The 25025-nt window shown below is 44.1% G+C and carries 22 protein-coding genes and 1 riboswitch; of the genes, 18 read left to right on the top strand and 4 right to left on the bottom strand.

What is annotated here, in order from left to right; all coding sequences use genetic code 11:
• Positions 1–126 precede the first annotated feature (126 nt).
• Positions 127–2817: an alpha-L-rhamnosidase gene (locus AC0YNT_RS16250; protein WP_475805558.1), complete on the top strand. Its 2691-nt coding sequence runs from the start codon at positions 127–129 to the stop codon at positions 2815–2817.
• Between the two features lie 48 nt (positions 2818–2865).
• On the opposite strand, the gene AC0YNT_RS16245 is transcribed toward AC0YNT_RS16250, so the two are convergent.
• Positions 2866–4290 carry a catalase gene (locus AC0YNT_RS16245; protein WP_475805557.1) on the bottom strand — a complete coding sequence of 475 codons (1425 nt, stop codon included), beginning with the start codon at positions 4288–4290 and terminating at the stop codon, positions 2866–2868.
• 145 nt (positions 4291–4435) lie between these two features.
• Here AC0YNT_RS16245 and AC0YNT_RS16240 point away from each other — a divergent pair, with 145 nt between their 5' ends.
• From AC0YNT_RS16240 to dgoD, 5 genes are all read left to right on the top strand, one after another.
• Positions 4436–5644, top strand: coding sequence for a glycosyltransferase family 4 protein (locus tag AC0YNT_RS16240; protein ID WP_475805556.1), 1209 nt, complete (start codon positions 4436–4438; stop codon positions 5642–5644).
• A 56-nt stretch (positions 5645–5700) separates the two neighbouring features.
• Entirely contained in the window at positions 5701–6606 is a 906-nt protein-coding gene (locus tag AC0YNT_RS16235; protein ID WP_475805555.1) for a LysR family transcriptional regulator, read from the top strand.
• Between the two features lie 161 nt (positions 6607–6767).
• Positions 6768–7967, top strand: coding sequence for a M20 family metallopeptidase (locus AC0YNT_RS16230; protein WP_475805554.1), 1200 nt, complete (start codon positions 6768–6770; stop codon positions 7965–7967).
• Between the two features lie 4 nt (positions 7968–7971).
• Positions 7972–9381, top strand: coding sequence for a YfcC family protein (locus AC0YNT_RS16225; RefSeq protein WP_475805553.1), 1410 nt, complete (start codon positions 7972–7974; stop codon positions 9379–9381).
• Between the two features lie 159 nt (positions 9382–9540).
• Positions 9541–10689, top strand: coding sequence for a galactonate dehydratase (gene dgoD, locus AC0YNT_RS16220; protein ID WP_475805552.1), 1149 nt, complete (start codon positions 9541–9543; stop codon positions 10687–10689).
• A gap of 74 nt (positions 10690–10763) precedes the next feature.
• Here dgoD and AC0YNT_RS16215 read toward each other — a convergent pair whose 3' ends face one another.
• From AC0YNT_RS16215 to AC0YNT_RS16205, 3 genes are read right to left on the bottom strand one after another with little or no spacing between them, the layout of a single operon-like run.
• Positions 10764–11129, bottom strand: coding sequence for a GntR family transcriptional regulator (locus tag AC0YNT_RS16215; protein ID WP_475805551.1), 366 nt, complete (start codon positions 11127–11129; stop codon positions 10764–10766).
• Positions 11129–11782 (bottom strand): ABC-2 transporter permease, encoded by a 654-nt coding sequence (locus AC0YNT_RS16210; RefSeq protein WP_475805550.1) that lies wholly within the window; start codon positions 11780–11782, stop codon positions 11129–11131. Before AC0YNT_RS16210 ends, AC0YNT_RS16215 begins: the two co-directional genes overlap by 1 nt.
• Positions 11775–12629, bottom strand: a complete 855-nt coding sequence (locus tag AC0YNT_RS16205) for an ABC transporter ATP-binding protein (RefSeq protein ID WP_475805549.1) — start codon at positions 12627–12629, stop codon at positions 11775–11777. The genes AC0YNT_RS16210 and AC0YNT_RS16205 overlap by 8 nt, the downstream gene beginning before the upstream one ends.
• Positions 12630–12853: 224 nt before the next feature.
• Between AC0YNT_RS16205 and AC0YNT_RS16200 the strand changes: the two genes are divergently transcribed.
• The 12 genes from AC0YNT_RS16200 (at position 12854) to AC0YNT_RS16145 (ending at position 25017) form a co-directional block, all read left to right on the top strand.
• Positions 12854–13075 (top strand): hypothetical protein, encoded by a 222-nt coding sequence (locus AC0YNT_RS16200; RefSeq protein WP_475805548.1) that lies wholly within the window; start codon positions 12854–12856, stop codon positions 13073–13075.
• Positions 13075–13836 carry a (S)-benzoin forming benzil reductase gene (locus tag AC0YNT_RS16195; protein ID WP_475805547.1) on the top strand — a complete coding sequence of 254 codons (762 nt, stop codon included), beginning with the start codon at positions 13075–13077 and terminating at the stop codon, positions 13834–13836. The genes AC0YNT_RS16200 and AC0YNT_RS16195 overlap by 1 nt, the downstream gene beginning before the upstream one ends.
• Positions 13837–13897: 61 nt before the next feature.
• Positions 13898–13977, top strand: a riboswitch (ZMP/ZTP riboswitch).
• A gap of 59 nt (positions 13978–14036) precedes the next feature.
• The gene (locus AC0YNT_RS16190) at positions 14037–14882 is read left to right on the top strand and encodes a bifunctional 5,10-methylenetetrahydrofolate dehydrogenase/5,10-methenyltetrahydrofolate cyclohydrolase (RefSeq protein ID WP_475805546.1); all 846 of its coding nucleotides are present in this window, start codon (positions 14037–14039) and stop codon (positions 14880–14882) included.
• A gap of 326 nt (positions 14883–15208) precedes the next feature.
• Positions 15209–15934 carry a hypothetical protein gene (locus AC0YNT_RS16185; RefSeq protein WP_475805545.1) on the top strand — a complete coding sequence of 242 codons (726 nt, stop codon included), beginning with the start codon at positions 15209–15211 and terminating at the stop codon, positions 15932–15934.
• A 32-nt stretch (positions 15935–15966) separates the two neighbouring features.
• Positions 15967–16428, top strand: coding sequence for a DinB family protein (locus AC0YNT_RS16180; protein ID WP_475805544.1), 462 nt, complete (start codon positions 15967–15969; stop codon positions 16426–16428).
• Between the two features lie 232 nt (positions 16429–16660).
• Positions 16661–17761, top strand: coding sequence for a BMP family ABC transporter substrate-binding protein (locus AC0YNT_RS16175; protein WP_475805543.1), 1101 nt, complete (start codon positions 16661–16663; stop codon positions 17759–17761).
• Between the two features lie 61 nt (positions 17762–17822).
• The gene (locus tag AC0YNT_RS16170; protein WP_475805542.1) at positions 17823–18800 is read left to right on the top strand and encodes an aromatic ring-hydroxylating dioxygenase subunit alpha; all 978 of its coding nucleotides are present in this window, start codon (positions 17823–17825) and stop codon (positions 18798–18800) included.
• Between the two features lie 122 nt (positions 18801–18922).
• A complete protein-coding gene (locus AC0YNT_RS16165; RefSeq protein WP_475805541.1) occupies positions 18923–19933 on the top strand; it encodes an ROK family protein in 1011 nt (336 codons plus the stop codon).
• 75 nt (positions 19934–20008) lie between these two features.
• The gene (locus AC0YNT_RS16160; RefSeq protein ID WP_475805720.1) at positions 20009–21211 is read left to right on the top strand and encodes an MFS transporter; all 1203 of its coding nucleotides are present in this window, start codon (positions 20009–20011) and stop codon (positions 21209–21211) included.
• Positions 21212–21398: 187 nt separating this feature from the next.
• Positions 21399–22661, top strand: a complete 1263-nt coding sequence (locus AC0YNT_RS16155; RefSeq protein WP_475805540.1) for a metal-dependent hydrolase — start codon at positions 21399–21401, stop codon at positions 22659–22661.
• A 145-nt stretch (positions 22662–22806) separates the two neighbouring features.
• A complete protein-coding gene (locus AC0YNT_RS16150) occupies positions 22807–23370 on the top strand; it encodes a hypothetical protein (protein WP_475805539.1) in 564 nt (187 codons plus the stop codon).
• Positions 23371–23568: 198 nt separating this feature from the next.
• Positions 23569–25017 carry an SWIM zinc finger family protein gene (locus AC0YNT_RS16145; protein ID WP_475805538.1) on the top strand — a complete coding sequence of 483 codons (1449 nt, stop codon included), beginning with the start codon at positions 23569–23571 and terminating at the stop codon, positions 25015–25017.
• The last annotated feature ends 8 nt before the right edge of the window (positions 25018–25025 follow it).

Genomic DNA, 25025 nt, shown 5'->3' with positions numbered 1-25025 from the left:
TATGTCTAGATCAACCTATAAAAATGTCCGGATCGTCCCCTGAATGTCTTTCTCATTTGCCATACAATCTAGGTAAGATGCCAACGATCGTTCGGCATATATGAGAAGCTGGAAGGGGCATTCAATATGACATTATTACAAGTAACACACTTGCGGTGCGAGTACCAAAACAATCCAATTGGCTTAGGTATCACTACACCAAGACTCAGTTGGCAGCTTCAATCGGATGATGTTCATGTGATTCAGCTTGCTTATCAGATTCAAGTGTCATGTAGTCTTGAGGGATTAGATGAAACAAAGCTTGTATGGGATACCGGTCGGATCGAATCAGATCAATCAGTGCTGGTGGAATATGGCGGTCAGCCGCTTCAGGCAAGAGGACGTTACCACTATCAGGTTAAAGTATGGGACAACAAAGGACGCGAATCGGATTGGAGCGAAGCAGCATGCTGGGAAATGGGCTTGTTAAGTTCTGCGGATTGGACTGCAGCATGGATTACACCAGATAGCAATGCTATCGATTCGCAAGCCGAGCCTATTTTCCTCTTACGAACAACCTTCAATACTCGCGAAAGCATTAGTCGGGCGACGATCTACGCGACATCGCTCGGATTATATGAATTGGAATTAAACGGACAGCGAGTAGGCGATTGGCAGTTCACTCCGGGCTGGACGAGCTACAAAAATAGACTCCAAGTACAGGCTTATGATGTGACACAACAGCTCCTTGCCGGAGAGAGTAATGCAATAGGAGCAGCGCTTGCAAACGGATGGTATAAGGGCGATTTGGCATGGAATAATCAAAAGAGTATTTATGGCGATACACGTGCCTTACTGCTTCAGCTGCATATTGATTATGCAGATGGGACTACAGAAGTTATCAGAAGTGACAGCTCATGGCGTGCTTCGACGGGGCCAATCTTAATGTCCGAGTTGTATCATGGCGAGACGTATGATGCCCGTTTGGAAATAACAGATTGGGCAACTGCCGCATTCAATGATCAGGACTGGAGTAGTGTAAGCGAATTGCCTCATTCGAAGGACATTCTTATTATGCAGGAGAATGAACCGGTTCGTATAACGGAGAAGTTGAAGCCAATCGAACTTATCAAGACGCCTTCAGGCGAAACTGTAATGGATATGGGTCAAAATATGGTTGGACGCCTGCATTTCCAAGTGGATCTTCCAGCCGGTACAACTCTCACGTTCCAACATGCGGAAGTTCTGGACCGCGAAGGCAACTTCTACATCGGTAACTTGCGCAAAGCAAAGCAGACCGTCCACTATGTATGTAAGGGGGGAGGAGAAGCATACGAGCCACATTTCTCCTTCCAAGGCTTCCGCTACGTGAAGCTCGAAGGCTGGCCTGAAGATGTTACACTGGACCTCAATTTGTTCACTGGCCACGTGATTCATTCCGATATGGAACCATCAGGTACCTTTGAATGCTCGAATCCTCTGCTGAACAAGCTGCAGCAAAATATTACTTGGGGACAAAAAGGCAACTTCCTTGATGTGCCAACGGACTGTCCACAGCGGGACGAACGGCTTGGATGGACCGGCGACGCTCAAGTGTTTATTCGAACAGCTGCGTTTAACTACGATGTTGCACCATTTTTCGCCAAATGGCTTCGAGATCTGAAGGCTGATCAACGCAGTGACGGAGGAGTGCCATTCGTTATTCCACATGTACTGGATGAGGGTTCCTATTCCTCTGCAGCATGGGGTGATGCAGCCGTTATCTGTCCTTGGGTCGTGTACTTGAGTTACGGGGATAAACGGGTGCTGGAGGAGCAGTATGACAGCATGAAAGCATGGGTCGAGTACATGCGCCAGCAAGGGGAAAATGAGCATTTGTGGAATACGGGCTTCCACTTTGGTGATTGGCTTGGCCTTGATGCCAAGGAAGGCGATTATGTAGGCGCTACTCCTCGTGATTTGATCGCAACGTGCTTCTATGCTTACTCCACCAAGCTATTCGTAAGAACAGCAGAGGTACTTGGCCGCACAGAAGACGCGATGTCGTATCGCGAGTTGTATGAACAGATCATCACGGCATTCGAGCAGGAGTTTGTAACTGCTAATGGACGGCTTGCGGCTCACACCCAAACCGCACATGTGCTGCCGCTGATGTTTGATCTTGTGAAAGGACCAGTACGTGAACGGATGGCAAAAACGCTCGCCGAGTATGTGACAGAGCAGAAGTTCCACTTGACGACTGGCTTTGTAGGTACTCCGTATTTGTGTCATGTTCTGTCGGAGAACGGTTATCATGACGTGGCTGTTAAGCTCGTACAGCAAGAGGATTATCCATCTTGGCTGTATTCGATTCATCAAGGAGCAACAACCATTTGGGAGCATTGGGATGGAATCAAAGCTGATGGCACTTTCTGGAGCGACGACATGAACTCGTACAATCATTATGCTTATGGCTCCATAGGCGAGTGGCTGTATAGAGTTGTTGCTGGACTTGATCTGGATGAAGCTCAGCCAGGTTACAAACATATTGTTTTCCGTCCACGTACGGACTCGGGACTTTCCTATGCCAAAGCATCGTATAAGTCAGCGTACGGCTTGATCCGCAGTGAATGGGGCACCGGTGAAGAGGGAGCGGCGACATATGAATTCGAGGTTCCAGCCAATACAACAGCAGAAGTAAATTTGCTTGGAGTATCTCTTGCTGGGATTTCAATTAATGGCTCCACTATCGGTCAAACGCCAGGTGTGCTTGCTTCACAAGAACAGGATGGAAAGCTTGTGCTTACGCTTGGATCTGGGATTTATAACGTTCAAGCTGCGGCAAAAGTTACCGTTTAAAACACAAAATCCGTTCCCTCATCGGGAACGGATTTTTTTATCGCAGGCCTATGCCTTCTTAGAATGAATATGATGGGCGACTCGTGCAGCCAATTCAGTCGACGCATTGTTTAGATAAGTAAGTACAATGTTTTGTGTTTCCTGAGATACTGCAGCAAGGTCAATGGCAAGATTTTCGACCAAATGATCTTTCTGCACAGGCTGCAGTCTATCATAGAACTCACCGGCCTGCGAGAAGTTATCCGGCTTCGGAATTTCGGAGCGCACCAGATGGCCTTCTACGTATCTGCCGTTACCACTAGTCTGCATGGAGTCGGGAGTCCAATTCGCCTGATGGTTGATTGGCACTTTACGGAAGTCTGAACCAATCCGATGACGCTGAGAATCCGTATAAATATTGGCACGTCCTTGAAGCATTTTATCATCGGATAACTCTGCTCCCTCCAGTAAGTTCGAAGGGGAGAACGCGAGCTTCTCAACTTGTTCCATGTAATTGTCTGGATTTTTGTTTAAGACCATACGGCCAACCGGCAGCAGCGGGAATTGATCTTCATCCCAAATCTTCGTGTCATCAAGCGGGTCATATGGAAGACTCGCCTCATCTGCAGGATCCATAAGCTGGACATAAAGTCCATACTCGACGGTTTTTCCAGCAGCGAGCGTATCGTATAGATCTTGACCGGCATAATCCGGGTTCTGACAACTGAGCTCATTCGACTCATGGCGATCAATGTACTGGACGCCGGCATAAGGAATCCAGTGGTATTTGACATACGTACGAACACCCTGCGCATTCCTCCACACATACGTATTAACACTATGACCTGGAATGTGGCGAAGGCTCTTAACGGTTCCAGCATCGGAATACAGCCAAAGCACAAAATTGGTTGATTCAGGCGCTCGTGCGATAAAGCTCCAGAAACGTTCGGGATCGATCAAATTGTTGATTGGAGAAGGCTCGAATGCCCTAATCGACTCTGGAAAGCGCATAGGATCTCTGACTAGGAACACAGGAATGTGATTAAAGACCATATCAAATACGCCTTCATCCGTGTAAAACTTGGTGGCGAATCCGCGCACATTGCGGGACGTATCTGGAGTACCTCTATTGCTTACCGCAAGTGAGAATCTTACTGTTACAGGAACCTGACACCCAGGCTGTTGTAAAAAACAGAGCTTCGTATGAGCAGCCATCGAATGCACAGTTTCGAAATAACCAAATGCCCCGTAGCCTTTGACATGCACAGGTCTTTCCAAAATTTTAGTATGTATAAAGGTTTCCATGGTCTCATGTAAAACACTATCCTGTTCGAGAATCGGACCTCGTGCGCCAACGGTTTGTGAATGAAGAGTGGCTGGTTGGTCAATTGCTTCCCATTGCGATGGTGACAGTCCATGAGAAGGCTCCTGTTTACTTGGCTTCTTGTCAGGCATAGGGGCATTATTTTCAGAAAAACCTTGATTATTATCCATCGAATAACCTCCGAATTAGAATTTATCCACCTTTATGTTTATTCTGTCAGCTGGAGTAAAATGCTTGAGAGGGACTTGCATTCAATGGGTATATCCAAATATTAAGGAACATACGATCTAATTGAATGTAATGGGGGGATTTTTTGTGAGGGAGAAAAAAACCTTTTATTTGCTGGCACCATGCTTCACTGATGCACTCTTAACGAAGGATGTAGGCATTATTCCATATATCATGCAGAAGTATTATGGATATAAAGCGGTTTATGTCACCTATAGAAACAGCGATGGATACATGGACTGGCCTTCCCTTGGCATGTTCGAAGAGGAGGTTGAATTTGATTATCTCGAGCCAGCATTCGCTTATCATCCGGATCGCGCCATTGAGACGATATTTGGCGCCAACGTACATGATTGCAGTAATGACTTGGTTCAATACATAGAGGATCATGCAGCACATATCGATGTTTTATTTTTATTTGGGTTTTATCCCTTTTATTATGAGGCGGTTGATCGTTTCAAGAAGCTTAATCCTGCCGGAAAGGTTTACTTAAAGCTGGATGCCAATATTCATTGGATTAATCGGACCCCATTAAATGATTATTTTGTGCATTTCCTTCTTAATTGCAATTTAATCAGTACCGAATCCATGATCGAATACATCAGACAGAAATGGTCTGTTCCTATTTGCTATATTCCGAATGGTTATTATTCGTTTGGCCCAGAAACCGAAACCATTATTTCATTTGAGAGTAAAGAGGATCTAATCCTCACTGTTGGTCGAATAGGAAATCATGCTAAGGCTACAGATCAATTATTAGAGGCCTTTAAAATGGCTATTCCGTGTATTCCTGATAGTTGGAAACTTGCTCTGGTAGGGAATGTGGATGAGTCATTTCGACCTTATTTGAATGATTTTCTACAAGTCAATCCTGAGCTTGAGGGCAGGATCATTCAAACTGGATTTATTAAAGATAAAGACCTTCTTCAAAATTGGTACCGCAGAGCGAAAATTTTCGCGCTTCCTTCGTTATATGAAGGATCTGCCCATGTCGTCTCTGAGGCAAAAACCTTTGGTTGTTATCTCATTACATCAGATATAGAGTCGAGCCGGGAAGCCATAACCAAGCACGAACGAAGATTTGATCTCTTGGATGAATCGTTCAAAATCGTAAATCGTCATTTGGACTATGGATCGGTTCATGCAGTTGGCGATTATATGGAGTTGGCACATCGAATGATCGAAGCGTGCAACAATCAGGAACGGCTTAAAGACGTATGTTACAGCACTCAGCAAGATGCCAGGGAGCACTTCGACTGGGTGAAGTTATGTGGTGAAATAAATACTTTATTATGAACACGTGGTAAGATAGGTAGAAATATTGCGGGCTATACAAAGGAGTATGTTTAATCTTGGATGATAAGGACGCGGCTATCTTGCAGTATGTGGCCGAAGAGCAAAGCTTGACCAAGGCAGCAGAGAGGCTGTATATGACGCAGCCGGCGTTATCTTACCGCATTCAACAAATGGAGCGGGAGTTTGGTGTTCCGATCATCGTGAAGCACACGAAAGGAACGTACTTGACGCCGGAGGGCGAGGCGCTTGCATCTTATGCCAGGAAAATGCGGGATGAGCTTAACGCGATGAAAGATTATCTTATCAATATGCGAAGTAATGTGAAAGGAACGCTGCGACTTGGCGTTGCCAGCTATTATGGACTTTATAAGCTGCCGCCATTGCTCCGGAAATTCAGAGATCTGTATCCTGAGGTGCAATTCAGTGTGACATGTGCGCTCAGCTCCGAAATTATCGAACTGTTGTCCGAGCAGGAGATCCACGTCGGTATCGTCCGAGGGGATTATCATTGGCTGGAAGCGCAACATCTGCTGCATGATGAGCCGATCTGCCTCATATCCCGAGAGCCGATTCAATTGAAGGAGCTGCCTAGGCTGCCTCAAATTCATTACAGTGCACCTAAGGCGAAAGCCATCCGCCAAGCGGCGACAACATTTGATCATACGATTCAAGGCTGGTGGCATGAGCATTACAGCACACCTCCCATGATCGCGATGCAAGTGGACGCTCATGAGACTTGTAAGGAAATGGTGAAGCAAGGTCTCGGATATTCGATTATTCCCGGGGTCTTCGTAACACCGGAGGATGAACTATATACATTGGAGCTTAAGTTGAAAAATGGGGAAGCAATCCGCCGGAATACATGGATGCTGTACCGGGAACATTCCCGTGAGCTTGCAATCGTGGATCGATTCGTGGCGTTTATGAAGACGGAACAACCAGGAAGTCCTGCAGAAGCCTAATGAAGGGCTTCTTTTTTTGTTTGAAAATCATACACGGGCCATAAAAAATCTTAAGGAGCACCCCAAAAAACAATTAATTGTACTTATCGGGACTATTTCCTTATTATTTGATACATATTGATGCATAAATATACGGGTTGAAACGAATAGGTGGGATAATCATGAACAAGCAACAAGACAAAGAAATGAAACTTAAAATCGCGCAAGCAGTTGACGCACGTGACGGACAATTGCGAGAGCTTTCACTAAACATACATGCAAATCCGGAGCTTAGCTTTCACGAACATAAAGCACAACAATGGCTGACCGAGCCGCTGATTGAAGCCGGTTTTACGGTAGAGAAGGGGATCTCTGGATTAGAAACCTCCTTCCGTGCAACCTGGGAAGGAACGGCTGGCGGACCAACAATCGCGCTGCTTGCCGAATACGATGCACTTCCGGGACTAGGTCATGGATGCGGGCATAGCCTCATTGGTACAGCGGCAGTTGGAGCGGCTTTGGCACTGAAGGATACTTATCCTGAGCTGCCAGGCAAAATCATCGTTCTGGGTACGCCTGCTGAAGAAGAGGGTGGCGGCAAAATCATCATGTGCAATGATGGCGTCTTTGACGAGATCGACGCGGCTATGATGGTCCATCCTCAAAACAAAACGATGGTGCTTCGAGGGGCTTTGGCATGTGTAGATGCCACGTTTACGTTCCACGGAAGACAAGCCCATGCTTCTTCTTCGCCTGAAAAAGGAATCAGTGCACTCGATGCACTTGTTAATGCTTATGTAGCGATCAATTCACTGCGGCAGTTTATGAAGGAAGATGTGCGGATCCACGGCATTATTACAAAAGGCGGAGACGCGCCAAATGTAGTGCCGGAGCTAACAGAAGCGGTGTTTATTTTGAGAGCATCTACCGTAGATGAGCTTGAGGTCGTTAGAGAAAAGGTATATCGTGCGGTACGTTGTGCGGCAGAAGTCGTAGGCGCAACCGTTGATATAAACGAAGGGTTGATCTATGCCGAGCGGAACAACAATAAAGAGTTAGCTGGTCTATTCGCCCGTAATCTGGAAGAGGAGCTTGGTCTTGAGGTCTGTGATCCGCCGCAAAAAGGCGGGGTTGGATCGTCTGACATTGGCAATGTCAGTCAAGTTACGGCAGTCATCCATCCGTACATCAGACTTGGAGACGCGACTACTCATACGCCTGAATTCGCAGCATTGGCAGGTTCAGAGGAAGGTATGACTCAGTTGAATTATGCGGCCAAAGCTCTGGCTATGACCGTTTATGACCTTTGTGCTGACCGCGATGCGATGAAGCTCGTGCGAGATGAATTCGAAGAGTGGAAGAAACAAAAAAATGGGGGATAAGGCAATGAACGACTCGACTAAATCAACATCCCGCAAGTGGTTTAAGATGCCTCATACGTATGTTATTCTTATTTTCCTTGTTCTAGTGGCAGCAGCTCTGACTTATGTTGTCCCTGCAGGCGAATTTGATCGGGTAGAGGATGCTGCGACTGGTAAAACGTTAGTTGTACCTAATTCTTATCATGAGGTAGATTCCAATCCCGTTGGTATCTTCAGTATTCCAAAGTTAATTGTGCACGGACTGATTGACTCCGCGGACGTTGTGTTTTTCATCCTCATTATCGGGGGAACATTTGAGATTATCTCTTCCACGGGGACAATCGAAGCGATCACAGGCAGGGTAGCTCGAAACTTCTCTAATAAAGGCAGATGGGTCATCCCGATCTTTATTATGCTGTTCTCTGTCGCTGGGTTCACGATGGGCATGTCGACGGAAGTAATGGTATTCGTACCAATCGGGATCGCGGTAGCAAGGGCGCTTGGATTCGATGCATTGACAGGTACGGCAATGGTTTCACTGGGTGCCTCATGTGGTTTTACAGCCGGCATACTGAATCCGTTCAACGTAGGACTTGCCCAATCCATTGCTGAGGTTCCTATGTTCTCCGGGGCATGGTTGAGAGTCATATTGCTCATCTGCCTTATCGCGGTTACAAGCTTGTATATCGTTCGTTATGCTGGCAAGGTGCGCGCGAATCCTGAGAAAAGTCTTGTTATCGATCTCGAACGTGAAGTGGAATCGAAGGAACTCGATTTGACTAAGCTGCCACGCATGCAGTTGAAGCATTATTTGACGATTATCGTCATCATTGCAGGCTTTGCAACACTTGTCTGGGGTGTATCCAAGAAAGACTGGTGGATGGAAGAGCTGGCCGCGTTATTCTTGACGATGGGCATCGTGAGTGGCTTTTGTGCCGGTTATGGGCCAAGCCGAGTTGCTACGGAATTCGTTAAGGGAGCCAAAGCGATTACTTACGGAGCGTTGATTATTGGCTTTGCACGCGGAATCATGGTCGTTCTGGATCAAGGGAACGTCATCGATTCCATTGTAAATGGCTTATCCGTCTTGGTTGGCGAGCTTCCAGGACCGGTGCAAGTGCTTGGTATGTACCTGTTCCAGAACGTCATGAACATCTTTATTACATCAGGTACAGGTATGGCAGTAACAACGATGCCAATCATGGTACCGCTGGCAGATATTATTGGCGTTACACGTCAAACAACGGTACTAGCCTTCCAATTAGGCGATGGCTTCTCGAATATGATTTTGCCGACTTCCTCGGCACTGATGGGCAGTCTGGCAGTATCCGGCATTCCGTATCAGAAGTGGGTCAAGTTTTTCTGGCCGCTCATGCTGATGTGGATTGTGATCGGAGCTGTTCTGATGGTTGTAGCTCATATGATTAATTATTAGCTCAATCTTTCTAATAAAACGTGCTGTCCAGCTGGATGGCGCGTTTTTTGATTGTGGCAGGTTCCGTGGACATGATATGCTTTTCTAGGAGTCTATTGATTTTATGATGAAATAAGATGCTGTGCATGATTAGAACAATTCATTTTCCTGGAGGCTATTATGAAAATTCAAAGCTATGAACTGTTCCAAGTACCGCCGCGTTGGCTGTTTCTGAAAATTCAAACGGATGAAGGATTAGTAGGTTGGGGCGAGCCTATCGTTGAAGGACGTGCAGAAACGGTAAAGGCTTGTGTTCATGAATTAATGGAATATCTGATTGGCAAAGATCCACTGCGAATTGAAGATCATTGGTCAATGATGTATCGATCGGGGTTTTATCGGGGCGGCGCCATTATTATGAGTGCCATTGCTGGCATTGACCAGGCACTCTGGGATATTAAAGGGAAGTTTTATAATGCACCTGTTTATCAGCTGTTAGGCGGAGCTTGCCGGGATACTATGCGAGTTTACTCCTGGATTGGGGGAGACCGGCCGACCGAAGTGGCGGAAGAAGCGAGAAAAGTTGTAGCAGCTGGATTTACCGCAGTCAAGATGAATGGGACGGAAGAGCTGCAGTATATTGATTCATATGACAAAATTGACGCAGCTGTCGCTAGGATTGCAGCTGTTCGGGAAGCATGCGGTTCCTCGATCGGAATTGGCATCGATTTCCACGGACGTGTACATAAGCCAATGGCCAAGATTCTTGCCAAGGAGCTGGAGCCGTTCCGTCCGATGTTCATCGAAGAACCAGTTCTATCCGAGAACAACGAAGCCTTGAAGGAGCTTGCTAAGCATACCTCGATTCCTATTGCTACCGGTGAAAGAATGTTCTCGCGCTGGGATTTCAAGCAGCTTCTTAGCGATGGGGCAGTCGATATTATTCAGCCTGACTTATCACATGCTGGCGGCATTACCGAGTGTAAGAAAATAGCGTCAATGGCAGAAGCTTACGATGTTGCGCTAGCACCTCATTGTCCATTAGGCCCGATTGCCCTTGCAGCCTGCCTGCAGGTTGATGCGACAGCACATAATGCGTTCATTCAAGAGCAAAGCCTCGGTATTCATTACAATGAAACCAGTGATCTACTGGATTATATAACTGATTCATCTGTATTCGACTATAAAGACGGTCATGTTGCAATCCCTCAGGGTCCAGGTTTAGGGATTGAAATTAACGAAGAGTATGTGAGAAAAATGGCTGCTGTCGGACATAACTGGAGAAACCCCGTTTGGCGTCACAAAGACGGCAGTATTGCGGAATGGTAATTGAATAGCAGATGGAAATGGAGGAGGCCCCAAACTTATGTTTGGGGCCTCTTCTTTGCATGTGAAATAGGGAGTTAATAAATCTTCTTCAACAGCTCTACGACTTCATCAATCGTTAGGCCAAAAGATTTGTAGTAGGAAGCATCACTAACCATCTGCTTTAAGACCGTTTCGTTACGTATTTGCAATATCTCATCGGGTGAGAATTCAGCTACAAAACAGCCTTTCCCCGTGATGGTATTGATTAAGCCACATCTTTCGAGTTCTTCCCAAGCTTTCTTTACGGTAATAATACTTACTCTGAGCTCTTGGGCGGCTTGTCGAATGGGGGGGAGACAATAGCCGCTTTCTAACTCGCCTTTTAGAATTTGAGCACTGATTTGTTCGAAAAGCTGCTGATAGATCGGTTTATCAGACGAATTCGAAATAGCTACATTCATTATATCTCCACTTTCGGGAATCGTTTAATCGCAATTCGATAAGCTATTAAGGTGAAAGCAACAAATATGGCTATTCCAACAATCAGGATGGATGACTGAAGTGCCATATTGTCCAGACCATCACCGTAAAAAACATCGTGCAAAAATGGACTCTGGATCCCTAACCATTGTGCAACTCCGGCAAATAGCATAGCGGCTGTAACTGCCACATATGTCGCCTCACCATATTTATAAGCTGTTTTATAATACTTGGATATAAAGATAATGTTGAAGATCGCAAGCATAACAAAACATAATCCCCAAAACCCCATATGTGGTGCAAAGAAATAGTAGGTTATATGGGAGTATAATTGGTTACTAATTATACCAAAGATCATTGCAATGATGATATGCAATAATTCAAGAATGACGATAACGGACACCTTGGCTTTTACAATGTCAGTTTTGGTAACAGGCAGCATGGAGGTAAACATCAAATCGTTCTGCGTTCGAAACCCGCCAAACATATTTGGAATCGTGATCCAGCAAAAATACAGAAGGACTAAAAAATAGATCCAACCGGGAATGAACATTAAAGCGCCTGTCAAAAAAGGCATGATAATATACATAGGAAGTACGCCTAATTTAAACTCTTTCATCAATAAATTATACATACATATCCTCCTTTTTCGCGAAATAAATCATAATTTCCTCGAGACTTGGCAGGGCGGTATTCATTTCGGAAGAAGGATCAAAGTCTTTGGAGTGAATTAAGCCTGTAAAGCCAAAGGAATTTTGCTTGTAGGAAATCAAATGGTCTTTCACTTGATCCAGCTGACTTTCTTTCCCGTTTACCAGGCGATAGGATTCAATAAATTCATTTTTCTCCGCACTTTTTACAATCTGGCCATTTGCGATAAAGGTAATATAATCCGCGCATTTCTCCAAGTCAGACGTAATGTGAGTAGAGAATAGAATGCTGACCTCACCATCAACAACGAGCTCTTGGAAAATCTCCAACAATTGATCTCTTGCGACCGGATCAAGTCCACTTGTTGGTTCATCAAGGACGAGAAGCTTAGCACCATGAGATAAGGCTAGGGCTAAGTTGTACTTCACTTTCATACCTGTCGACAATTCAGCAATTTTTTTATTCTCATCTAATTTGAATCTTCTCAGGTAGTTGTAGTAGGTTTCATCATTCCAGTTCTTATAGAACTTCTTAATCACATCGGTCAATGTTTTAATTTTGCTGCGAGTATAAAAATTGATATCGCCAAATGCGTATCCGATTTCTTGTTTTAGTTCGATTTCATGTTCGGCAATATTCTTGCCCAATATTAGAACCTCTCCGCTATCGATATGAAGCATATTTAAGATCGATTTGATTGTCGTTGTTTTACCTGCGCCATTGGCACCGATAAAACCCATGATAAAACCCTGTTCCAGTTGGAACGAAACATTTTTTAGCTGGAAATTTGGATAAGCTTTATTTAAATTTTGAATGTCTAATGCCAGCATAACGTACCTCCTCAATTAATTGTGTATGTTGTGTATGCACAATATATCACATGGGGTTTTTGTGGTCAATGCCTCAAACCAAATATTTACAATAAAATGGAAACTTTATTAACTTCAAGTACGTCTAACTGATTAAATACAGATTGAATAGAAAATTGTATACGATGAGGCTTAAAAAATGATGTTACGAAATGACATCGTTTCATACTAGGGGGTTAGAAAACTTGAATAAAAAAGTGAAGGGGCAGCCTGTCGAGGAAAAAACAGCCGCTACGGTAACTTCATTTAATGATGTGACCGATCACTATCAGAAAATAATGGGTGTTCCTGCCCAAAGAACAGATTTAAACAGTATGCCTAAGGTTCTGCGTTGGTTTGCGTATTTCTTCTATGCAGTCTTAATCCTTGGTGCACTGTTATTCCTCATATCTTGGTTGATGCAATAATGAAAGGAGCAACGATGAAACACTTCATTATAACAGGGACTTCTAGAGGAATTGGGGAAGCCATCGCTTATCAACTGCAATCATCAGGTCATTTTCTACATTGTGTCTCTCGAGAGAGGAATACAACTCTAATAAGCAACAGCGAGAATATGGCTTATTATGAGTTCGATCTAGGGCAAACGGATGCGATTGAAACCTTAATGGAGAGGATATTCAGTCAAATTGATCTGTCCCAAGTAGAAGGGCTTTATCTCATAAATAACGCTTCTATGATCGCGCCAGTGGCCCCAATAGATGCAGCAGATATCAGTGAAATAACACGTAATATACAGGTGAATCTGATCGCCCCAATCCTTCTAACATCCTTTTTTATTAAACATACAAGGGAACTGTCCGTAGAGAAGAGGGTTCTTAATATCTCTTCTGCATCTGCAAAAAATCTTCATCCAGGGATGAGTTTGTACTCTGCGGCTAAGGCTGGATTAGATGTTTTCACCCAATGTGTAGCACTTGAACAAAATAACTCAAATGCTCCAGTTAAGATTGTGTCCATCTGGCCAGGTATGATTGACACCAGCTTGCAAAGTGAAGCTAGAAGCATGGATCGAGCTATGCTCCCGACAGTAGAGTTGTTTAAGCAGGTCATGGAATCAGGAATGCTAACTACACCTGAGGAAACGGCGAAACAGATCATTGCATTTTTGTTTAAAGAAGATATAGAGCATGGAGAAGTTGTCGACATCTACGATTATTCAAAATGACATAAGAATTACAGCTAGCTATTGAACTACGGAATAGTTTCTGGCAAAATGAAATCAAACGTTCAGTATGTGTAACTGGCGAGACGTGGAGTACCACGGTGGAGCACATACTTCATATGGCCGTTCGCCTGGGCAGAGGTAAGGAGATTTCTCCTTGCCTCTTTCTGTTTTTCTATAACAAGTGGAGAGGATGACAGCTAATGAAATCAAGTCCATTATTGCTTGACGGAAACCGAGTTGCCACAGATATTAAGAACCAATTAGTAGGCCGTGTATCCAAGCTCAATGAGAGAGATATCGTCCCATGTCTGGCAACGATTCTTGTTGGAGAAGATCCTGCCTCAGCAACGTATGTCCGAATGAAAGGTAATGCATGCTCACGGGTCGGTATCCGATCTATTCGGATCGAACTTCCTGAAGAAACAACTACTGAACAATTGATACAAGCGATTATGCAGTTAAATGATGATCAATCCGTTCATGGTTTACTTTTGCAGCATCCGGTCCCACATCACATCGACGAGCGAGCTTCCTTTGAAGCTATTTCCATAGATAAAGATGTAGACGGAGTGACGATGCAAGGCTTTGCTCAAAATGCGTTTGGCATCGCGGCATTCCCTTCCTGTACACCAGCAGCAATTATGGAAATCCTGGCGTACTACGAGCTGCCTGTGGCTGGCAAGCATGCCGTCGTAATCGGCCGAAGCCCGATTTTAGGAAAACCAGTCTCAGCTATGCTGTTGAACAAAGATGCGACAGTAACAACATGCCATTCCAAAACGAACAATTTGGAACAACATGTCCGAACTGCTGATATTGTTGTCGCCGCCGTAGGTAAGCCTAAATTTGTTCAAGGCGATTGGATTAAGCCCGGTGCTGTCGTACTGGATGCCGGTTATAATCCAGGCAATGTGGGGGATGTTGACTTTGAGGCATGCACTCCTCATGTATCTGCTATCACTCCAGTTCCTGCTGGAGTAGGGCCAGTGACTATTGCGATGTTGTTGAAGCATACTGTTGAGGCTGCGGAAAGAAGCAAACGGTAATAAACTCCAATAGGGCTATACCTTTAGTCATTAAAATGACGATGGTATAGCTCTTTTTTTTCGAATATCACCTGGACGGAGCAGCGATAAGACCCTCGCAGGGTCTTATGATCACTAAATTCACATAACTACTACTACGTAAGACCCTCGTGGGGTCTTATTGGACCTTCGAGATTATTAGTTTCGCATAATGAGCACAGTATAAGACCCCAGCAGGATCTTACGCCCTTTAGAACTTATTCAATTGTCATTTCATTCTATTTAGTAATTAAATAATATGGTAGAATTTCCTAATAAACGATTGTCTTGAAAGGAGCTTACTAACAATGCGGCTAACAATGGGTATGATCATCATTTTACTCGTCATATCTGGGTGTACTAATGAAAGTAATCAAATAGTGACTAACAATAAACCGGGAACTTCTGATGAGAACAAAGTGACTGAAGACACTACTAAAGCGAAAGAAAACAAAATAACGTTAACCCCTGTTGATTTATTTGCAGGAGATGCTGCGATTTTCAAGCCATTCCTTGGTTCGATGTCAGTGGCTTTCAAATTGTCTTATGAAGGAAGCCAGCCAAACGTATGGTTGGATCTGGACGTTTGGGAGAATGGAAAGAAGGCAGCGACGAAGGGTTCAATTGGTCAACTATTTTACAGTTCAGAGGAAAATCCGAGCAGTGGTGAAGTCGAAGTTATTATGTCGGTTGATACAGTTCCAATCGAGGGGAATGATGAAATAAGACTAATTAAAGTGAATGTTGTTCATGATAAAGGAAATTCAAGTCTTGCAACAACAACGATTCCTTGGAATAGCAAGCTGACTATGCAGGGACTGCTTCAGCATAATGAGAAGACGTCGTTTGCAGCCGATGAACCTGTGTATGCCTTTGGTGTGCAGGCTTCGAGCGGTAACAACATGTCCACAGCAGAGCTTACTTCCGAATCATTAAGAAGACGGAATGGGCACTTGTATTTACTTTGCGTTATCAAAACGATTGATGGCTCTTATCGATTTCTCCCCATAATGCCAGGTTTGGTTGGGTGTTAAGATAAGAGAAAAGGTAAAGGGAGTGATTGTTGGTGACGAATGTTGTTGCGCATCTTGAAAAGCTGATCAAGGCAATACCAGATAAGCTAAAAGCATGGCCTGAAGAAAGGATGGTAACCCCACATGCCATTGGAAAATGGTCAAACCTTCAAATTCTTGGTCATCTCTGTGATTCGGCTATAAATAATCTGACAAGAATGATTCAAGCTCAGTACACTTCAGAGCCCTTGGCCATAACCCCGTACAACCAAGATAAATGGGTAGAAGCTCAGCGGTATGCGGATGCATCTGTAGATGAGATCATCACCTTTTGGGCAAGTTTAAATAGTGCTCTGTTACGAGTCATTACGGCAATGTCAGAGGATCTGATTAGAGCTAAACAAATAAGGCTTACAAGTGGAGAACAGCATACTTTGGAATGGCTCATTAACGATTATTTGGAGCATATGAAGCATCACCTTCATCAAATCTCCCCCGAGCTATTGGAAGACTAGAAAAACAATATAGAGTAATGAAGCTGTAGGCCATTCGCCGCAGCTTTTTTAATTTCCGACAGTTAATCTGACATGCAATTTCAGTTAATGTGCATCATGCACAAATGAATCTCTTCTTTTTAGTGACTACTCTATATTTAATGTCAGTAATATTGACGTAGAACTAACAATGACCTATATTTTCTCTAAGCTTTTCGAAAGATAGGGTTCGGCAAATAGGGGAGGGTCTCGTATGAAGAAGCTCATGATGGTTGTTGCGGCAGCTCTGCTTGTCTTCACTGCTGCATGCTCAAAGGAAACAACGAACACCAATTCAGCAGAAACGGGAGCAGCAGAATCGAAAAAGCCGCGCGTTGCATTCGTCTACCTAGGTGTACCAGGTGATGGGGGCTGGACTTACGAGCATGATCAAGGACGTAAGATGATGGAAAAAGAGCTTGGCATTACCGCAACTACAGTGGAGAATGTTCCTGAAGGAGCAGACGCTGAACGCGTATTTGAAGAACTTGCCGAGAATAATGATATTATTTTTGGCACTAGCTTTGGTTATATGGATGCCATGTATGCTGTGGCACAGAAGCATCCCGATGTGAAGTTCCTTCACGCGAGTGGATATAAGACTTTGGATAATCTCGGCACTTATCTGGGCAAGGAATATGAAAGTGCTTATCTCGTTGGCATGGCAGCAGGCAAAATGACGAAAAACAATCATCTGGGCTATGTTGGTGCTTATCCGATTCCAGAAGTTATCTATACGATTAACGCATTTACTCTAGGTGTACAAAGTGTTAATCCAGAAGCGAAGGTAGATGTAGTATGGAGCAATACATGGTTTGACCCAACGGCTGAACGTCAAGCAGCAACAAGCTTGCTGGATAAAGGTGTAGACGTGCTTGCTGCTTATCAAGATTCGCCAGCCAGCATTCAAGCTGCTGCCGAACGCGGCGTATGGGGTATCGGGAATGATTCGGATATGAGCAAGTATGCACCAGACAATTACATTTCGAATCCGAAGTGGAATTGGGGTCCTTATTATGTACAGACGGTGAAGGCGATCATGGATGGCACTTGGAAGACGGAAAGTTATTTTGGTTCTATGAAGGACGGCATTACAGACATCGCGCCATTTGGTAAAAACGTTCCGCAGGATGTACAAGATTTGGTTCAAGCGAAGAAAACAGAAATCTTGGATGGCAAATTTGATGTCTTTAACGGACCAATTGCCGATCAGACCGGTGCGGAAAAAGTAGCAAAAGGCAAAGCGATGACAGTTGATGAGATTTTGAACATGAACTGGTTCGTAAAAGGGATTGAAGGCACGATTCCTCAGTAAAGCAATCATTCAATTTCATCTAAGTGAAATCAATAACGATAAGGGAAGAGTGGTGACTGGCATGATACTTAATGATCCTGTACTACTTCATGAATGGCATCCGGTTGCTATCGCAGCCGATATTACAGATATCCCTAAACAGGTTGTTGTAATTGGGGAAAAGGTTGTCTTATTCCGCACCAAACAAGGGATTCGGGCGATGAAAGATCTTTGTATCCATCGCGGTGTTCCGTTGTCGCTTGGGCGAGTGGAGAATGATGAGATCGTCTGCGCCTATCACGGCTGGCGTTATGATGGCGATGGCCGGTGTGTCTGTATTCCATCCCTGCCTGCTTCCCAAGCGATACCACTAAAAGCGAAAACACATACCTACTTATGCCAAGAGCAGCACGGATTTGTGTGGGTGTGTCTCGGTGAACCAAGGGAGGAATTCCCGCCGCTAAAAGGAAAAGTGGATGAGAAGCTGCTGCCAATCTGGATGGGGCCTTATCCGGTAACGGCGTCAGCGCCTCGCGTGGTCGAGAATTTCCTGGATGTCTCCCACTTGATGTTTGTACATGAAGGATTGCTGGGTGACAGTGCATTTGCCGAAATTAATGACTACAGCGTGAGCGATGTAGATGGAGTGCTTATCACAGACGAAATTGTTGTGTATCAGCCGGACCCGGATGGCCGTGGTGTAGGCGTCGACAATCGGTATATTTATGAGATTTACACCCCATGCTGCGTGAAGCTGGTTAAACGTAGTGAAGGCTCGGATGAAATATTCCATCTGTTCTTGATCGTGCTGCCGGAGACGGGGAAGACTTGTACGGCGTTTATGCTGCAGCTTCGCAATTACGCACCTGATGTACCGGATCAAGTCTTTATCGACTTCCAGAACACTTTACTTGAACAGGATAAGCGAATTGTTGAGGAGCAAAAGCCAGAGCTGCTGCCACTTGATCTGCAGGCGGAGCTGCATCTCAAATGTGATCGCGTCAGCATCGCCTACAGGCGCAGACTGAAAGAGCTTGGTGTTACAATTGGAACAGAGTAAATAGTAAGCAAACGAAAAGCCGCGGCCACGCGGCTTTTTTCATGTTGACTTATGGCTAATGGAACCGTATACTCCACTTATTAAAATAGTTTTAAAAAGTGTCGTAATAAAGGAGTCGGAACATGTCTTCTCACACACATAACACGGTTCATATCAAAAAAATGAATGTTGAGCTCGTTAAGAATGTTTTAAAAGCACAAGGAGTTGGAACCAAAGCTTCGATTGCCAATCTAACTAAGCTTAGCGTAGCCACATGCGGCACGATTCTGAATGAGCTTCTAGCTATAGGCGAAGTGATTGAATTGGACTCAGATAAGCCAAATGGAGGGAGGCCAGCGAAGCAATATAGGTATAATGAGGATTTCGGCTGCGTGATCTGTCTGCTTGTCAAAACAGAAGGAGGTATACACTCCATCAGCAGCAGCATCGTGAATCTGATCGGTGACACGGTCCATGAATCCACCGTTGAACTTCCGCCTATTGACGTGAAGACGATCGACCGCTTCATTGAGACCATGATCAGTGGCAATGAGAATGTTCAGGCCATTGGAATTGGAATACCTGGTGTTGTCCATCAAGGTGTTATCGGCGTATGTGATGTTCCGGATCTAGCCGGACAGGAGCTAGGGCCATATTTGGAAGATAAATATGAGATCCCTATTACAATAGAAAACGATATGAATATGACGGTATATGGCTTCTATCATCTTCAAGATTTTGAAGAGGAAAAAACGTTTGCTGTTGTTACCTTTCCTCGGAACCATTTTCCTGGTGCAGGCTTTATCGTAGATGGACGGATTATTACCGGTAATACAACGTTTGCCGGCGAGGTCTCCTTTTTGCCATTTGGTATGACTCGAGAAGAGCAGTTGCAACAACTGCATACGGATGAGGGCTTTATCCAGCTGGCTGTTCAGACATTAACCTCGATCATTGCCATCATTAATCCGGTTTCCATTGCGATTACCGGCGATTTGCCTCGTGAATCACAGCTGGAAAAGCTCTATAAGGGCTGCTTAAAGAGTATTCCGGAGGAGCATATGCCACAGCTTATGCTGCAGAACAACATACACAAGGAATATATGAAAGGTATGGTGACAGCAACCTTAGAAAGCTTGTCCTACCGACTGTAGGATGATTAAAGAAGATAACGAGTTGGGAGCACACTTAAAGTGGAAAATACAAAAAGCAAGATCAACAAGATTTACATGATGCAGCTGGCCACCATCTTTATTGGGTTTATTATTTTTGGATTCTCGGAAAATATTAAAGGACCGGCCATCCCACGTATTCAGTATGACTTTATGCTAGATGAATCACAGCTTGGCACCTTATTATCCTTGAATGCCCTAGGCTATTTAATTGCGTGTTCCTTTACCGCGTATCTAACTAGAATATGGGGAATTAAGTGGGTGACGGTTACTGCATTTGCTTCAATGGCGGGTTCGGGAGTTCTTATTTTCTTCTCCCATTATTACACGATGTTTTCCGCTTCCTATTTCTTTATGTATATCGGGAACGGGATGCTGGAGATCGGTTTAGCCATTCTAAGTGCAAGAATCTTTGTGAGAAATACAGGAACGATGATGAATATGACGCATGGCTTTTATGGCCTTAGTTCCACCATTGCCCCGCTTATTGCAACTGGTCTGATGAAGGTTACGATCGGTGGGCATACCCTCGATTGGCGTGGCATGTATCTCGTTATGCTGTTATTGTCTGTGATCCCTATAGTCTTTGCCTTACTCAGTAAGTTTCCTGGTGATGATTTTTCACATGAAGAACGAATCCCGCTAAATACATTGCTGAAAGACAAAGTGTTGTGGTTAATGATTCTTGTTCTAACATTTGGTGTTGTATCCGAATTAGCAGTTGGAGGGTGGCTGGTCAACTTCCTGGAGAAAGCTTATGACTGGGATACCGTTAATGCTTCGGGGATGTTATCCATATTCTTCTTATGCTTTGCGATTGCGCGACTTGTGCTTGGTCCGCTGACTGATAAAATCGGATTCGTATTATCGCTAATCATATTCTCCGCATTCTCTGCAATCTGTACCTTTGCGGCAATTGCTGGAGGCGAGCGAACAGCGTTCCTCTTTGCTGCATCCGGTATTGGGATTGCTATGATATATCCGACCGTAATGGCGTTCATCGCCAAGCGATATCCGAAAGAAAGCGACACAGCTATCACCTTCACGGTTACTTTAATGGGACTCGGCAGCGTAATTGGTAACTATCTCATCGGAGGAGTTATTGAAGTTGTGAAACATATGGTTGGTGAAGATACCGAGATCGGTCTGCTTCGTGGACTTCAAGCGGGTTATGGCTTTATCGGTCTATGCGCGGCGTTATGTGCAGTATCTGGACTTATCCTCTATATTTATTTATCCAAACGAAAAGAAATCATCTAACCGAAAAAAGCCGCTAACCAGGCCGACAAGCTGGATAGTGGCTTTATTATTTTAATAAATCTGAGCCTTCTTGCGGTATTCCCGCGGTGAAAATCCTTCCCAGTGACGCAAGCAGTACTCCGCAACATTTCGACAATCTTCCTCGTTTACATATAAAGGAATATACTCGTGATAATGGGGGAGAACATTGGAATTATTGTTACATAGTCTAATTCATCTAACAGCTGGTGCAAGCGCAGTATATGTGCTTTGCTGGAAAGTGCCGGAATCTTTCTTAAAGCGATGTTGGCTGCTGCTCATTGGCGGGGTTGCAGGATTATTTCCTGATTTTACGAAGTTTTTCGGAGATATTTTCTTTCACTCTGTAATACTGATGCCTCTAGCTGGTCTGCTCTTTGCCGTTATCTATCGGATTTTTCAGAGAGAGAGTTCACTCATGCAGCTATGGCTGATCTTTTCTATTTGCGTGAGTACCCATCTCTTTATAGATTACATAGGCAATGGAGTAGCGTTCCTGTATCCGATCATTGAGCATGAATATGAGTTCAGTATCGTTCAGCGTGATGATGTTATCGTCCTGTTCCCACTGATTCTTGCCCTGATTATTGGTGTTTGGTTTCGAAATGGGAAGAGGATGGTATGGGCTGGGGTTATCATTTCTGTTCTCTACATTGGTGCTTTAGCCGGATTTAAAATGAGGCTGGAGAATGCCTTGGAGCAAAGGTATCAAATGGAGCATGTGCAGTCGTTGACCACGTATCCAAATGAGTTTAAGAGAGAATGGAGATTCATGCTTACTACGGATCAAACGGGTGTTTTTGGTCATTCGAACTTATTCGCTACGGATATTCAGATTGATGATGAGAATACATTTCCATCAGTGGATACTGCGTTGCCTGTCGAGCCCATCAAGGTTACAGGAGCAATGACGATATCGCGGAATGATATACATGAATGGCAGCATAAGCCGTATTTTCTAGACGTAGAGATGTTGAGCGGAACCTATTCGGAGGATTGGTCTCTTGGACCATTGATGGGGACAAGCTTAACTGGAGAATTTCAGATTGTTTTACGAGACGATAGTGGCAATACAATTACTGAAGCAAGACTAAATGATTTTTTCACAGAAGCCTTGCTATTTAATTCAAAATTTGAGCTTGCATTCGATGATTACAACGGAGATGGGAATTTAGATTTTACTATCGGTCAATACGGGACCAGCAACGGGAATTATTATAAGCTGTTTACCTTGACAGCAAACAATGAGATTAAAGAGCTAAAGGTTCGCGGTATGAACGAAATGTTCATAGGGGCAAGCGATTCGAGATACTCGACCCATTTGGAAAAGGTGGATGCAACCACATTTAAGAAATCTTATTACGATAATGCAATTGGCAAAAATGTTGAGGATCTGTTTCGTTGGGATGGACAGGAATTTGTGAAAAAGTAATAAAAAAAGGAGCCTAATGGGCTCCTTTTTTTATTCGAACACAAATTTATATCCCTAATAATATTTATATTGTATTATATTGGGATACTTAGTATGATTATTAATGGGTCTTCGGGCCTATAATTAATTAGAGGGGTTGACTATTTTGCCTGGTGAAATGGATTCTGACATTTCAAATACCATATTTCAGCTAGCTTGTAGCGAAGAAAAACATATTTATCAAAGTAGGTTACAAGAATTATTAATAACAAAAAGAAAACGTTTTTCCGCTGAAGCAGATTATATGGGGAACCTCATGAAAAGTATCGCTTTTCTAGCTGAATCTCAAAACACGGTATTTGATTTGATCTATCACATTATTGGTAATAAGGTTTATACCCTTTCACCATCACAGCATATGAGTCTATTGGAAGAGGCACAGTCCCATATTAAACAGAACTTGATTGAGTTGAAGGGAATCTATTCGGCTCTAATCAATCAACAAATGACTAATCGTGAGAATATTGCTGTGCTTGAGATGAAATATGTTCTTAATAAATTCTCTTACGATATGGCAAGTGATTTATTAATTTCCCTTTGTAACCCTGAAAATAAGTCTAACTTTTTACCCCTTTATCAATATCCAGCTGCAGAGATGATTACGAATCTCCGAAGTGAAATTGATTTCTATAGCAGAATGTATAATGAAAACATGAATTTTGGAAGTTAAAATATAAGTATCAAATTACATAGCTATTTGGAGCCCCATATTTTTAAGTGGGCTCTTTTTTTGTTGCCTTTAAGCAGACGAATTATCGAACATGTTTGAATCACCTTCCTCATACAATAATTGTTGATTTCCTCTAACAGGAGATAACTCTTATTTTGTTGAAATTAATATAACTCCTTACAGACAGAGAGGTAGATTATGACGTCATTATCGGAAGCTTACATTGATAGTTTGGCTCCTAATGCAGGAGCAATGAAGAATGGCCGGGATCTGGTCAAAAAGAACAGCTTCCCTGTACTTCGCATTACGGCGGACGGAACTTTGCTGTTTGGGGAATGCAAGGGCAGCGGCAAGGAGCCGTACCGCTGTTCAGTTGATTTTGTTCAACCAGATAGTCCCCTGTCACGCTGTTCTTGTCCAAGCAGGCAATTCCCTTGCAAACACACGCTTGGCTTGATGTACGCCTATGCGCTTGGCAAGCCATTCGAGCAGGCGGAGATTCCACCGGATATCGCTGAGAAGCGGGAAAAGGCGGAGAAACGAGAAGAGAAGAAGAAAGAGGCCGAAACTGCTGAAGCAAATGGAGCAGCTCCTGTTAAACGAAAGGTTAATAAGTCGGCCTTAACGAAGAAAATGAATGCTCAGCTGGAAGGTCTAAGTCTATTAGAGAAGCTGATCCTTCAAACGGTGCAGGCTGGACTTGGAGGCTTAAATAAAAAGTCTGTTCAGCTTATCGAGGAACAAGCGAAGGAACTGGGCAATTATTATATTCCAGGTGTGCAAGCCGAGTTGAAAGGGCTGCTCTTGCTTTTGGAAGAGGAAGGTAACCGGGAAGCTGTCTATTCACAGGCGATTGAGCAGTTGATCCGTCTTCATTCTCTGGTGAAAAAGGGTAGAAGCTATTTGGAGCAGCGAATTGCTAATCCGGATTTGCCGATGGATACCGAGACAACGCTTGAGGAGCTTCTTGGACACGCTTGGCAGCTAGCTGAGCTCAAAGAATATGGCTGCACTAGACAGTCGTCAGAGCTGTTACAGCTTTCGTTCTTATCCTATACCGATCAGGCAAAAGGAGAATATGTGGATGCCGGATGGTGGATTAATCTGCAGGATGGTACCATCCATGCGACCCGCAATCTGCGTCCTTTCCGGGCGGCGAAGGCGATTAAAGAGGAAGACACCGTCCATGCGGTTGTTCAAACCGAGGAACTCTTTCAATATCCAGGCGAAGTAAATGCTAGAGTTCGCTGGGAAAAAGGTACGTTCCGCGATGCAAGCGGCCTGGATTATAAAGCAGCGAAAGCATTCGCGACAGCTTCGTTCCCGGATGTGGTCAAACAGGTGAAGAATGTAATCAAAAATCCACTCGCTGACCGGAATCCCGTTATGCTCATCGCTTTTCACTCCCTAGTGAAAGTGGGAGACAGCTTTGTATTTAAGGATGTGCAGGGCAAACCGCTTCCTATAAACACAGAAATGATAGAAACACCTGCTAAAGTGGAGACGATCTTACCGCTGCTTCAAGCAGATGATTTGCAGGACCAAGCTGCTCTTGTAATGTTCCGCCATGATGTGGACAGCGGTCGACTGACAGCGCAGCCAATGAGTATCATCACAGATAGCCGAATTATTCGGCTGTTGTATTAGAGGGAGGC

It is taken from the genome of Paenibacillus sp. J22R56 (assembly GCF_056269375.1).
Note: the sequence above shows the minus strand (reverse complement) of the source record. Positions and strands in the feature narration are given on the sequence as shown.

Bases quoted from the DNA above. Each gene is read 5' to 3' on its own strand.
- AC0YNT_RS16210 (WP_475805550.1), bottom strand. From the start codon at position 11,782: ATGTATAATTTATTGATGAAAGAGTTTAAATTAGGCGTACTTCCTATG.
- AC0YNT_RS16145 (WP_475805538.1), top strand. From the start codon at position 23,569: ATGACGTCATTATCGGAAGCTTACATTGATAGTTTGGCTCCTAATGCA.
- AC0YNT_RS16215 (WP_475805551.1), bottom strand. From the start codon at position 11,129: ATGAATGTAGCTATTTCGAATTCGTCTGATAAACCGATCTATCAGCAG.
- AC0YNT_RS16250 (WP_475805558.1), top strand. From the start codon at position 127: ATGACATTATTACAAGTAACACACTTGCGGTGCGAGTACCAAAACAAT.
- AC0YNT_RS16170 (WP_475805542.1), top strand. From the start codon at position 17,823: ATGATACTTAATGATCCTGTACTACTTCATGAATGGCATCCGGTTGCT.
- AC0YNT_RS16165 (WP_475805541.1), top strand. From the start codon at position 18,923: ATGTCTTCTCACACACATAACACGGTTCATATCAAAAAAATGAATGTT.
- AC0YNT_RS16175 (WP_475805543.1), top strand. From the start codon at position 16,661: ATGAAGAAGCTCATGATGGTTGTTGCGGCAGCTCTGCTTGTCTTCACT.
- AC0YNT_RS16205 (WP_475805549.1), bottom strand. From the start codon at position 12,629: ATGCTGGCATTAGACATTCAAAATTTAAATAAAGCTTATCCAAATTTC.
- AC0YNT_RS16225 (WP_475805553.1), top strand. From the start codon at position 7,972: ATGAACGACTCGACTAAATCAACATCCCGCAAGTGGTTTAAGATGCCT.
- AC0YNT_RS16190 (WP_475805546.1), top strand. From the start codon at position 14,037: ATGAAATCAAGTCCATTATTGCTTGACGGAAACCGAGTTGCCACAGAT.
- AC0YNT_RS16185 (WP_475805545.1), top strand. From the start codon at position 15,209: ATGCGGCTAACAATGGGTATGATCATCATTTTACTCGTCATATCTGGG.
- AC0YNT_RS16230 (WP_475805554.1), top strand. From the start codon at position 6,768: ATGAACAAGCAACAAGACAAAGAAATGAAACTTAAAATCGCGCAAGCA.
- AC0YNT_RS16195 (WP_475805547.1), top strand. From the start codon at position 13,075: ATGAAAGGAGCAACGATGAAACACTTCATTATAACAGGGACTTCTAGA.
- AC0YNT_RS16245 (WP_475805557.1), bottom strand. From the start codon at position 4,290: ATGGATAATAATCAAGGTTTTTCTGAAAATAATGCCCCTATGCCTGAC.
- dgoD (WP_475805552.1), top strand. From the start codon at position 9,541: ATGAAAATTCAAAGCTATGAACTGTTCCAAGTACCGCCGCGTTGGCTG.
- AC0YNT_RS16160 (WP_475805720.1), top strand. From the start codon at position 20,009: ATGATGCAGCTGGCCACCATCTTTATTGGGTTTATTATTTTTGGATTC.